Source organism: Ornithinibacillus salinisoli (assembly GCF_042684965.1).
GTDB classification, from domain to species: Bacteria; Bacillota; Bacilli; order Bacillales; family Amphibacillaceae; genus Ornithinibacillus; species Ornithinibacillus salinisoli.
Genome location: NZ_JBHUMI010000003.1, coordinates 201,073 through 213,017 on the forward strand (window position 1 = coordinate 201,073; position 11,945 = coordinate 213,017).

The following is an 11,945-nucleotide window of genomic DNA, read 5'->3' on the forward strand; positions in this document are numbered from 1 at the left end:
TATAGAAAAAATGTTCCTCTACTCATGGAGTAGGTCATGCAAAATTTTCTGCATGACCTGAATTCTGGCATATTATATGATAGTAAGAATGTCCTCAAGTCCTGTAATTTCATAGCTTGGAGAAACATTTTCTGGCTGTTCATTTTTCTTTCGATTAACCCAGACAGACTTTATCCCAGTACGTGTAGCACCAAGAATATCTGTATGCAAATTATCACCAACCATAATCGCTTCGTCTTTGTCAACGGAAAGTAAACTTAGAGCATATTCGAAAATTGCTGGATCTGGTTTGCCACTTCCAAAATCTCCGGAAATTACTACATGGTTAAAAAAATCCTGCAAATTCGGTGTAAGTTCCAGCTTTGTCCGCTGTAAGTCTGGTGAACCGTTTGTTAAGAGCAACAGTTGATAGTCCTCCTTTAATTGGTGAAGAACCTGGAATGTATCATCAAAAACAAATGGATTATTCCTTCGCTCCTGTGGAAATCTTTCCGCCAGCTCTGTAGCAATGTGATTGTCATCAATACCTACATCTAATAATCCTCTTGTCCACGCTTCTTTTTTGTAGTTCGGTGCGATATCTCTTAATTTATGAAAAGAATCCCCTTCATCATGAAACTCTCCCCATAATCCTTCTAATGGATTAATTCCGATTTTCTTTGTAAATTCAAATGTATCATACGAAGCGTACAAGCTTCTTGCATTATCCTTTACCTTATCTTCTAGCAAGTATGGGTCTATACCATATGTCTTTTCGGCAATTGCACATGTCTTTTTAAAAGCTTCCGCTACGCTCTTTTCATCCCAAAGTAATGTATCATCAAGGTCAAAGATGATTGTATTTATCATTTTTTTCTTCCTTCATTTTGTTGGTTATACAAATAGTAACATGATGAACGTAAAAAGCAAGATCCCTTCTTAGGTTAAGTACTTCGAATAACATGGAGTAAATGTTAAAAAACAGCTTGAATTTCCTATCATAGCATAGCAGTATTAACCCACTAAATAACATATGAAAACACTTGGAATAAAGTTGTATTTAGATCATAAAGATAAAACAGTCGCTAATAAAGGACCACACATATTAGACCTGCCTAATATGTGTGGTCCTTTATTTTCTTCCTCAACGTCTTTGCTTGAATATCAATGACTGATTTCTATGTGGTTATCCTTGGAAAACCTTAAAGATTTTAGTCATAAAACGAAGAACTAAATAAATTACGAAAAAATTAAATAAAAAACCTAACATCTCAAAGTTAACATAGCCACTCGAATAATAATTGAACCATTGAGCGGGAAACCCGTAAAAATAATCACCATTTTCAATATAAACTCCTAGAACTGGTACAAACGCAAATCCTATCGTAATCATATAACTTATGAAATACAAGTTTTTATAAAGTCTCATGTCCTTTCCAAACAAATATAACCCAATAACTCCTATTAACAGAGAACCAATAATAACAGGTACTAAAAAACTTGGCTCTCCTATATTGTTATATGCCTTATTGCTAAAAATCATAAGTAATAGTAAAACACTAATAATATAAAAAACCTGGAGTTTGCCCATTTTATAATTCCCCCCTCATTTATGCTAAAGTAATCTGCTGCTATAGTTGATAACTGGTATATATATCGTATTGAAGTAAAGCATTCCCGCTGCTTAACTACAAGTTCTTTAGCTATGTTAATTTTATCATAATATTTTATTTAACCATTTGAAATTTTAAAAAAAGACCGCCAAAATTGACGATCTTCTTGTTCAACATTTGCACCCGATCAATTAGAAAAATTCATCTTTCAAAACTAACTAAGATATTAGATCAAAATTAGTAATTTGGAGGGGTAGAATTTTACCACCAAGTACTACGTTCCTTCTGCTTTTTCGTTCCCTTATCAACTTTATGATTGACCGATTCTTGATAAAGATCAGCATACGTTTTTGAATCTTCGATTAGCGCATCGCAGAAAGCAGCAACGTCTGTTCCTGTGACTTCAAGCACACCTTTCCCAGCAGCTACGCCTTCTTCAAAGAAGTTGAGAATTTCCGAGAGCAGTCCGATACCTTCGTTTAGCTCAACAGGACCGACTTTGAAGAGATATTTTTGGATCTCTTTATAAACAATTTGATAATCTTGTGGAAGTGCTTTGACACGCGAAACATGGGCTCTCCATTCTTTTTTTCCTTCGATGATTTTTTTGATACTCATTTTAGTCCTCCTAACTTTCTTGCTACGTTCTTGTTGAGTTGGTCACGCCATTTATCTCTATAAGTTTTTGCACCATCGTCACCAACAAGCGCTGCGCAGAAACCTTTGATATCATCTCCTAGTACTTCTTCGACGCTCTGGCCGTCCGCTGATGTAACTTCAAGCAGTTCGAGAGCACTTTCAAGAATCGGCATCAGATTACGACCAGTGAAATCTCCGTGAATCCAGAGATTACTTATAATTTCTTTCCAAGCAGTTTGATATTCAGCTGGCAAGACTTTTGCTCGCGCTTCAAAACCTTTCATTTCTGCAGTCATATCGCTACCGGTTATTTTTTCTAAAAAGCTCATTGTATTATCCTCCTTTAAGATACTAAGGTATTCTGTTCAGTAAAGTTCTAGTATTTAATCGTATCGTTGAGTTTATGATGATGCTTATCAACCCACGATTTTGCTTTCCACATACTCTAATATTCTTACCCTAACTGGCGTTTAAATGCTTTATTGGCGATAAAGTAAGCGATGATCATGATCCCCACACACCAGGCGAGCGCGGTCCAGATATCATTACCGACAGTCCCTTCATACAAGAGGGCACGAATCGAATTCACGATTGAAGTCACGGGCTGGTTCTCAGCGAATGCACGAACAATTTTAGGCATGGTTTCGGTGGGCACAAAGGCCGAACTGATAAACGGAAGGAAAATCAGCGGATACGAGTATGCTGTTGCCCCTTCCATAGACCCTGCTGTCAATCCGGGAATGACCGCCAGCCATGTCAGCGCCAACGTAAACAGCCCGAGTATCCCAACTACAGCGAGCCAAGCCAGGATATTAGCGTTTGATCGGAACCCCATCAAGAGAGCGACGAGGATAACCACCACGACAGTAAGCCCATTAGAAACTATTGAGGTCAACACGTGAGCCCACAATACCGACGAGCGTTTTATTGGCATGGTAATGAAACGCGCCATCAGTCCGCTCTTTACATCCGTAAATAGCCGCAAAGAAGTGTATGCAACTCCAGATGCGATAGTGATCAGCAGAATTCCCGGTAATAAATAATTAACGTAATTGTCTGTGCCTGTTTTTATAGCTCCGCCAAATACGTAGACAAACAGCAACATCATCATAATCGGCGTAATCGCCACCGTTATTATTGTATCCGGACTGCGCATGATATTGCGCATTAAACGTCCTAGTAACACCCCTGTTTTACTTTTCATTTACTTCTCCTCCTTTTTGCCGATGATCGCGAGGAAAATTTCCTCCAAAGTCGGCTGCTTCTCGATATATTCCACTTTCGTTGGCGGGAACATTTCCTTGAGTTCGGTAAGGGTGCCGGTCGTGATGATTTTTCCGCCATGCAGGATGGCAATACGGTCCGCAAGTTGTTCGGCTTCCTCCAGGTACTGGGTTGTAAGCAATATAGTCGTGCCACCCTCGGAAAGCTCCTTGACGGTATCCCAGACTTCAATCCGTGCTTCAGGGTCAAGCCCTGTGGTAGGTTCGTCGAGAAAAATGACTGCTGGAGTTCCGATCAGGCTCATGGCGATGTCCAGCCTCCGCTTCATTCCACCAGAATACTTGTCAGCACGGCGATTGGCCGCATCGGTCAGTTTGAATCTTGCAAGCAGATTGTCGGCGACTTGAGCGGGATTGGAAACTCCCCGTAACTTGGCAATCATCATCAAATTTTCCCGCCCGGTTTGCATTTCATCTAAAGCTGCAAACTGCCCTGTCAGGCTGATGCTTTTGCGAACATGTTCCGGTTGACGCTGAACGTCAAAACCGCAAATACTTACCTCGCCACCATCTGGCTTCATCAGCGTCGAGAAGATGTTGACTGCCGTGGTCTTGCCTGCTCCGTTTGAGCCAAGCAGTGCGAAAATTTCGCCACGCTGCACCTCAAAATTCACCCCTTTTAAAACTTCTTTGTCTTTAAAGGATTTTTTTAACTCTTTTACAGAAATCGCTGTATTGCTCATACTTTTTCCTCCTTATAATTAGTACATCAAGGTCGCTTGCTAGATCCGGAAAGAAAGTGCTTTGTCTGATAAGTGAGTGAGTTATTTGCCTTCAAACAAAGCGTAGTCATGATCTGGTCGATCTTCTTGTGCATCTAAATTGTCTATTCATCTACTTAGTTAGACTGATATTCTGTATCACTTACTACTAGATTAAAATTGAACTGAATAGTGAAGGTGACAATTCTCATTTGTAGCCAGCTATTCAGTCGGAATGATCTATTGATTTTACTTCTTCTTTCAATGGCTTTATGATACTCTAATTAGATTCTTCATAATGACATTTAACTGCGGGTTGCTCTGGGTTGATGCTAGGCGAAAATCCACTATAATTTCGTCATTAGTCATTACCAATCGTGTCGTTCAACTTCTCGCGGTATTTGTCCTTCCAAGTCTTCGCGTCCTTCACTAGCTCTTCGCAGAAAGCGGCCACGTCTTCACCCGTAAGGTCAGTGACTTTCTTGTCTGTCGCTACACCTTCCTCAAAAAGGTCGAGAATGCCGCCAAAAATACGTTTCATGTCCTTCCATTCAGTGAGACCACCAGCAGTCCACATATATTTTTGAATAGCTTTGTATGCGTCATGGTACTCACTTGGAAGTGCCTTCGCACGCGCCTCCATTGCCTTCCATTCCCGCTTTTCATCCAGACCACCGATAATTTTTTCAATTAAACTCATTTTACCATCTCCTTTTGATTTCTTTAGTTTTGAGTTCGTTCATTTTACTTGAGATGAAACCCCATTTTTCCCAAAAAATTTCGAGTTGCTTTTGACCCGCAGCGTTAAGTGTGTAAAATTTCCTTGGCGGTCCTACAGTGGATCGCTTTTTCTCGATGTCCACCAGTTCATTTTTCTCAAGCCGCATGGTAATCGTATAAACTGTTCCTTCAACCACATCAGTGAAACCAAGTTCTCGCAGATGTTGTGTGATTTCATAGCCGTAAGTTTCGCCACGACTGATGATCTCAAGCACACAACCCTCGAGTACTCCTTTGAGCATTTCTGTGATATTTTCCAATTTTATCACCCATTTGTATTTCATTATTTTTTTTCAGTACTCTGTATCACGTGTATTTAGTAATACTGATTACTAGTATATAGTAACGCAGAATAGCTCCACTTGTCAAACATAATTTTTTTTAAAAAAACACGTTATAAAGGGGTTCATACCTAGGTGCTTCTATCACATAGGATAGCTCATATTTCAATCTGATTTACAAAAATGAGCCACAGGGCTCGTTTTGATAAAAGTTTCACTAACAATGCTTCATCAAATGTTTTGTATAGGATAGACTGAAAAGTCAACAATGTAATTACCATATTCACCGCATTTAATTATTGTTGTTATATGTATAGTTTTCAGCATAACAATTAGCAGAGTGACAGTAGTCATTACTCTGCTAATTATAGTGCGAAAATATTTTTATAAAAACTGATATAATTTTCTCGTTAAAAACTGAGCTACTTATTCTTAGGTAATCTTGTTATTTACATGGATATACGAAAACAACTTTTACTAAGTATTAACTATCAGTTTTTTTCGGCTTCTCTTGCTTTACCGTCTTTGGTTTTTGGTGTTGCTTGTAAATATCAGGGTTCATTCGTAAAGTGGAAGAACCTAAATTATTATTTAACGCAGCTTCTTCATTTAATCTTTCATCTTTCGTCAAATCTGTTCCCTCCAATATCAGCCAGGATATTTTACTTATTTTATTCTTTCTAAATTAGAAAAATGTATGTGTACCCATATATAATATGCAAAAAATGTAATTCGAAATGATTGCATCTGGTATTGTCTTCAATCAATATTATTAATGCATTTCAATTTTTCCCTTGTATGATCGTTTAATAAAGAATTATTTACCTATATTAAGGTATTCTGATTTTTCACTAATAAGTAAACATAAGAACACAAATTACAATAGTACATACAAATTAAATGTCTATCTACATAGAAACACAAAAAAGGGATACGAATCGACTTGCGATCCATACCTCTAATCGTATATTATAAAAAGTTTTCTCGGTGAGAACTTAGCAAGTTAGTCTTGACCGAAATATTATACACTTTTTACCCTTGGTAACTTATCTTACCTGTTTCAAGAAATTCTTTAAGTCCCATGAACATTAAATTCCAACCGTGTTCTGATCCTTCATGATATTCTCCAAGAACTCTTTCAATATCTGATTCGGTCCAGTTTTCTTCATGTGGAACGATGATGTTTTGTGTAAATGTCATTTCACAGCCCTGTTCCATTTCTTTCATCTCAACAGTTATCGTGTCTTCTGTTTCACTAAACTGTGGCATTTTAAATGTAAATACTAATTTTTTTGGAGGATCTATTTCTATATATTCACCGATCGCTCGATAATCTTTTCCATCACGATGATCCACTATTTCCCAAGTGCCTCCTACTTGCGGATTACTTACTGCTACTTTATTTGTCGCTTCCAAAGTAAATAACCATTTTCTCATCACTTCTGGATTTAACCATGCGTCAAATACTCTTTCTGGTGCAACCTCAAACGTCCTTACCATTGTTAAAGTGGTTATTGAATAATCTTTCATTTATACGCTCCTTTCAATCCTTTAGTGTTCTTTCTTTTTTTCTTTCCTTAGCTCATTTTCAAGAAGATCAAAACGATCGCTCCAATATTTTTCATAAAAGGATAGCCATTCTGTAGCCTGGTGTAAGACCTCGGGATTCAAGTGACATATGTGTGTTCTACCATGAACATCCCTGATCACTAAATTCGCTCGTTCTAGCACCTTAATATGCTTAGAAACACCGGCTAAAGACATATCAAATGGAGTTGCTAGTTCAGATACCGTCCTTTCTTTCAGAGCCATCATTTGAACCATTTCTCTTCTTGTTGAATCAGCTAATGCATGAAAAATTTCATTTAATTTATCTTCCTTTTGATTAACCATGTAGTTAAATATAACAGACACGATAAAGTTATTCAACCATTTAGTTAAATATAAATGATACCTCCCCCTAGATGTCCATCCATTAATGACTAAATCAATTTATTTATTGATTCAATAATTACATCAGGTCTATCTAAATGAATAGCATGCGTTGCATTCATCGCTATGATCAATTCACTATTCTTACTAAGTTTACCTTGTTTTTTTATAAGTTCCTGCCACTTTTCCTCCAATAATCTAAGTTTAACTTCTGGTAGACCTTCCATAGTTCCCAATTTAATGTTGTATTCCTTATCACGACCGATAACAATTAAGGGTACATTCGAAAAATTCCCGAAAGCTTTTATCATCTCTGCATCCTTTTTCCAGTTACTTATTTCAGAGTGCATTGCTTTATACAAGGACGGTTTTATCTGAAAATCAATTAACCGTTCCTGAATATTGCGAGGAAATTGTTTTTGCTTATCAGTAAGCGTAGGATTAATAATTTTTCTTAATTGTTCTTGTTCCATTGTAGAAAATTCTAGGCATTTTTTTATCCAATCTTCATCCGTTTCACCTTCATCTAAACCATCCATGTCTAATTCATCTAATTCTTTTAAATCAACGGAAGTCGAATCCACTAATACTATACCAGCAACTTTTTCCGGTTTCTCTATGGCAAAATGCTGAACACATAAGCCACCATATGAATGTCCAACTAAGATTACAGGTTCATAAATTTTCAATTGATGTAGTATATCAGATAATTCATTAATGGTGGTTTGTGTATTACGGATTTCACTACCAATTTCACTTTCACCTAGTCCAGGTCTATGAAACAGGATAATTCTATTTGTTTTACATAATGATTCCGTCACTCCCTTCCACTCGTCAAAAGAACACCCCATACCTGTAAGGACAATTATCGGTGTACCTTTATTACCTTTTTGAAGTATTTCAATCTTTTTTTTATTTACTTTAAGAAACTGCCGAATATCATTCACCCCAAACTTATTAAGCTACCTATGTTCTACTACAATAGTTATTGCTCAATGATAAACTTTAACGGATTAGCACACAACATACCGTATGAAGACCCTAAGTTATTTCATGATACCCTTTTTCAAATTACTGAACGTTATAACGATTAATCTTGTTCTCTATGTGTTTTTAAATAATAATAAAGTTTTACATTGCCATATATAATCTTTTTACCAATCACCTCAATCTTTTTTTCGCATGATTTAATAATCTATGGCCTAGACAAAAAAATCTGATTGAGGTGATAAAAGAAAAGACGATACTCTACTTGGTTCACTAATTACTTCCCCATCTTTTAAGATTTGGTATTTGATTGCTTTAGGGACATTTTCCCACGTAAGAGCAATTTCTGAGTCAGACTCACCAATGGTGAATTGGATAACATCATCAGTTTTAAAGTCTGGATAAGCTGTTACTTGGTAAGTATCTATAATCTTTTCGTTTTGATCAACTGCTAGCAATTCATATTCAATAAAGCTTCCTTGTTCAAGTCCGTCTTTTTTAAAGCTTCTTTTAGATCCTTCATAGAGTATTTCATTGTTTTCTTTATCTACTAAAATATAGCGTTCCGCATCGATGTCATTCCATTTCAATTTAACAAAGCTAGAACCAGTCTTTGTGTCTAGTTTCAACTCCTTGTTTGAATCAGCGGATACCGATGAAAACCCAAGTCCACTTAAAAGAATTAATACTAACATCAAGCCCACGAAAAACTTATATGGTTTTTTTCTCCTCCTCTTTTTCAATATCGACCTGTCTTATATTTAACTTTGTAATAATGGTTCTATTTTTACTAATCTCATCAAGCAACCACAAAAAAAGAGATATAAGAACAGCGATAAATAAGAACTCATTAACTCTAAATCCTAATAGATTCATAGTAGTCCAAACACTATTTGTTATTTCTTGTACGAAAACAATATATAAGGAGGCTGAAGTAATGTGTATAATTAATGATGATAACTGTCTAATTCCTCCCTTCAACCTCTTAGTGATAAAGTCAGATAGAATAGAAATAGGTATTCCAAATAATAAAACAGAAGGTGCTGCTACCAAACTTTGAAAACCTATAGCACCAATAAATTCCGATAAATTAAATTTTAAAGGTATACCACTAGAAAAAATCATGAAAATTGTCAAAGCCATGTAAGTTGCAATTACTGCACTCACAAATTTTCTTTTTATCACCCCTTCAACCCTCCCTTAAAAATAATAGTTTGCTATTCGGCTTTAGGTTTTGGTTCTTACCATATAGACGCATACAAGTAGAAAATAGTTTCTTAAAACTGTTTCTCCCAGCAGCCAAACAAGAACCTAACCTTCAACACCATTCTTTTCGTCCCATGATCCTTGTAACTTTCTTATAAAAAGTATCTGCCCTGTATGGTATGCTGTATGGATACTAAGGTGGGTAAGTTCAGAAGCCCAGTCATCGAGTTTATTAGCATCAGAATCTTCGATAGCTATCTTCCATTCACTCATAATGTCATGTATTCGTTTAGCAGTATCATTCCAACTTAATTCTTCTACATTCCTAAACGTATTATTATCTACATTTTCCTCATTTTGTACACCTTTAAACCGATTTAAGTAACGTTTATTGTAAAATATCAAGTGATTTACAACTTCAAAAATAGAATTAGTAGATTCGTTCGATTTCCAATTTGCTTGTTCCTCAGTAAGATTATCAATTGAATTTATTAACGATACAAACCATGTGTTTTTATGACAAGCATCTACCTGTACTAATAAAATATCTTTAACATTCATCTTTTTACCTCCATATATAAACATTATTTTAAAACCTTACTTATAAAAAACCCCCAATTTCTTATGAATGGACAAAGTAATTGGGGGGGAAATCATTTTTAATACCTTTTAGGTTTCTCTATATGAATCATGAGTTGGATGAAACAAGTCTTCCTCTGTATTTCTGACAATGGAAAAGTGTTCTACATTATAATGACCGTGTAGTGTTTCATTATGATGCTTTATGATTTGTTCAGCAGGTAAACTGTCACTGTCCGCTGTTGAATGTCCATCACCTACTAATGTAACATCGAACCCACTTATAGTGGCTGTTCTTACTGCAGTATCTATACAGTGTTGTGTTGCACAACCCATTACAACAACATGTTCAATCTCTTGGGATTGTAAATGATTTAGAAGTTCTGTCCCATGAAAGGCATTTGTTGCAGCTTTATCGAAAATTTCCGCTTCTGCAGGCACATTAATTTCATCGTGAACCTGAAAACCTCTACCTTTACCTTCAGCAACATCGAGATCCCGTACAAACACAACCGGAACTCCCGCTTTCCTGGCTTTTTCTATTACTAAATTGATATTCCTTATTAGCTGTTCTTTATTAAATACCGTACGTTCATATTGGCTTCCATCAATTAAATCTTGTTGAGCATCAATAACTAATAATGTCTGATTCAAAATTTTTTCCCCTTTCATATGTTGGGAAACACTCAGAGGTTATCTAGTAAGTTGTATTCCCCTTAATTCTCACACTAACAGTTTGTTTGTTTATCATAATATCTACCTCCTAATAAAATTGCCTATAAATTTGTATTTATAATTTTTAGACAATTAAACCTTAGCATATTTTCCTAAAAAAAGATACTTTACAAGAAACAGGAAAAGGATATGATGTCCAATTGGTCTAATATTTTGTTCTTTAACAACTAAAATTTGTTACATTTTATGTATGAAATGATTATGATCAATACTTATTCTATAGAGATTCATTGTTCAGATTTGCTCTTCCTTTAACATTTCTTTATTCCAGTAGATTTGCATTAAGTTATACTCAAATATTTCCTTTCATTTAAGAAATAATGGAAGTTTATCTAACCTCCCTGGAGATATATCATATTCTTCTTGATATCCGTCGATTTATTGCTTTCGTAATGGAACGCTGATAATCTACAATATTCCCATTACCTACAAACGAATATTCTAAAGCGATATATAGGAATAGCTAAATCAAATATATAGTAATGCTTCTCACAATCCTGAAAATCAACCATTGTCAATTTTGAATCACGATCTACTAGGATATTTTCTAACCATAAATCTCCATGTATCAAACCATAATTTGAATGGTTTTTTGGAATATTTTTTATAGTAGATAAAACCTCATGTGAAATATCTCTAATCGCGCTTTCATCTTTAGGGATATATGTAGAAAAGTCATATTCCTCATTTTCATGCCAATCTTTAATATAATTTATTGGCTCTATACTTTCATATTTCTTTGTTATGCGATTGTATACATTCTATGTTTTCGGCAATCTTTTTTAGTTCAATCGATCGATGAATAATAAATTCTCTCATATATTTCTCCAAAAATAACTTATCAGCAATTACACCAAATAAACCAAATGGAGACTTATATTTAAATGTATCTATCATTAAGGTTCCATCATCTCTTTCAACAAATTGATGTTTATGGGTAAAAGAACTGAAAGCTCCTTTGATCATAATATCTACAAACTCAAAAGGTTTTTCCATATGAGTTACTTTAGCAGTTAGTCTTTGTTTTATACCAAAATGCGTAGCTTCCCACGTAACCGTGTCCCCTTCCTCTAACAGGCCTGTTGTCACTCCATCGACAGCTTTCTCCTTCGTTTCTGCTGTGGTTTTAGTATGAATATCTACATCTCTGGCAAGGTCAAAACATATTTCTACAGGTGCTTGTATAAATTGCTTATGTGTAATAGTTGGCATCTGCATTCTCCTCTGTGA

General features: G+C 35.6%; 17 protein-coding genes and 1 pseudogene. All 18 read right to left on the reverse strand.

What is annotated here, in order from left to right; genetic code table 11:
- Positions 1-72: 72 nt before the first annotated feature.
- Positions 73-849, reverse strand: a complete 777-nt coding sequence (locus ACFSTA_RS01085) for an HAD family hydrolase (RefSeq protein WP_377554594.1) — start codon at positions 847-849, stop codon at positions 73-75.
- A gap of 316 nt (positions 850-1,165) precedes the next feature.
- Positions 1,166-1,570 (reverse strand): hypothetical protein, encoded by a 405-nt coding sequence (locus ACFSTA_RS01090; protein WP_377554596.1) that lies wholly within the window; start codon positions 1,568-1,570, stop codon positions 1,166-1,168.
- Positions 1,571-1,853: 283 nt separating this feature from the next.
- Positions 1,854-2,210, reverse strand: coding sequence for a DUF1048 domain-containing protein (locus ACFSTA_RS01095; protein ID WP_377554598.1), 357 nt, complete (start codon positions 2,208-2,210; stop codon positions 1,854-1,856).
- Positions 2,207-2,560: a DUF1048 domain-containing protein gene (locus ACFSTA_RS01100; protein WP_377554600.1), complete on the reverse strand. Its 354-nt coding sequence runs from the start codon at positions 2,558-2,560 to the stop codon at positions 2,207-2,209. Before ACFSTA_RS01100 ends, ACFSTA_RS01095 begins: the two co-directional genes overlap by 4 nt.
- Positions 2,561-2,685: 125 nt before the next feature.
- Positions 2,686-3,435 carry an ABC transporter permease gene (locus ACFSTA_RS01105; protein WP_377554602.1) on the reverse strand — a complete coding sequence of 250 codons (750 nt, stop codon included), beginning with the start codon at positions 3,433-3,435 and terminating at the stop codon, positions 2,686-2,688.
- Entirely contained in the window at positions 3,436-4,197 is a 762-nt protein-coding gene (locus ACFSTA_RS01110) for an ABC transporter ATP-binding protein (protein ID WP_377554604.1), read from the reverse strand.
- Positions 4,198-4,576: 379 nt separating this feature from the next.
- Positions 4,577-4,915 (reverse strand): DUF1048 domain-containing protein, encoded by a 339-nt coding sequence (locus tag ACFSTA_RS01115; protein ID WP_377554605.1) that lies wholly within the window; start codon positions 4,913-4,915, stop codon positions 4,577-4,579.
- Position 4,916: 1 nt separating this feature from the next.
- Positions 4,917-5,255 carry a PadR family transcriptional regulator gene (locus tag ACFSTA_RS01120; RefSeq protein ID WP_377554607.1) on the reverse strand — a complete coding sequence of 113 codons (339 nt, stop codon included), beginning with the start codon at positions 5,253-5,255 and terminating at the stop codon, positions 4,917-4,919.
- A 505-nt stretch (positions 5,256-5,760) separates the two neighbouring features.
- Entirely contained in the window at positions 5,761-5,907 is a 147-nt protein-coding gene (locus ACFSTA_RS01125) for a hypothetical protein (protein WP_377554608.1), read from the reverse strand.
- A 401-nt stretch (positions 5,908-6,308) separates the two neighbouring features.
- Complete coding sequence (locus ACFSTA_RS01130; RefSeq protein ID WP_377554610.1) at positions 6,309-6,806, reverse strand: SRPBCC family protein; 498 nt, start codon at positions 6,804-6,806, stop codon at positions 6,309-6,311.
- A gap of 21 nt (positions 6,807-6,827) precedes the next feature.
- Positions 6,828-7,190, reverse strand: a complete 363-nt coding sequence (locus ACFSTA_RS01135; protein WP_377554612.1) for an ArsR/SmtB family transcription factor — start codon at positions 7,188-7,190, stop codon at positions 6,828-6,830.
- 68 nt (positions 7,191-7,258) lie between these two features.
- Positions 7,259-8,155 carry an alpha/beta fold hydrolase gene (locus tag ACFSTA_RS01140; RefSeq protein WP_377554614.1) on the reverse strand — a complete coding sequence of 299 codons (897 nt, stop codon included), beginning with the start codon at positions 8,153-8,155 and terminating at the stop codon, positions 7,259-7,261.
- 255 nt (positions 8,156-8,410) lie between these two features.
- Positions 8,411-8,890, reverse strand: a complete 480-nt coding sequence (locus ACFSTA_RS01145; RefSeq protein WP_377554616.1) for a hypothetical protein — start codon at positions 8,888-8,890, stop codon at positions 8,411-8,413.
- A gap of 16 nt (positions 8,891-8,906) precedes the next feature.
- Positions 8,907-9,380, reverse strand: a complete 474-nt coding sequence (locus ACFSTA_RS01150; protein ID WP_377554617.1) for a hypothetical protein — start codon at positions 9,378-9,380, stop codon at positions 8,907-8,909.
- Positions 9,381-9,506: 126 nt separating this feature from the next.
- A complete protein-coding gene (locus tag ACFSTA_RS01155) occupies positions 9,507-9,962 on the reverse strand; it encodes a DinB family protein (RefSeq protein ID WP_377554619.1) in 456 nt (151 codons plus the stop codon).
- Between the two features lie 108 nt (positions 9,963-10,070).
- Positions 10,071-10,634: a cysteine hydrolase family protein gene (locus ACFSTA_RS01160; RefSeq protein WP_377554621.1), complete on the reverse strand. Its 564-nt coding sequence runs from the start codon at positions 10,632-10,634 to the stop codon at positions 10,071-10,073.
- A 315-nt stretch (positions 10,635-10,949) separates the two neighbouring features.
- Positions 10,950-11,461 (reverse strand): annotated as a pseudogene (locus ACFSTA_RS01165) (phosphotransferase enzyme family protein); the annotation flags it as partial.
- A complete protein-coding gene (locus ACFSTA_RS01170; protein ID WP_377554623.1) occupies positions 11,445-11,927 on the reverse strand; it encodes an SRPBCC family protein in 483 nt (160 codons plus the stop codon). The gene ACFSTA_RS01170 and the pseudogene ACFSTA_RS01165, both read right to left, overlap by 17 nt.
- Positions 11,928-11,945: the final 18 nt, after the last annotated feature.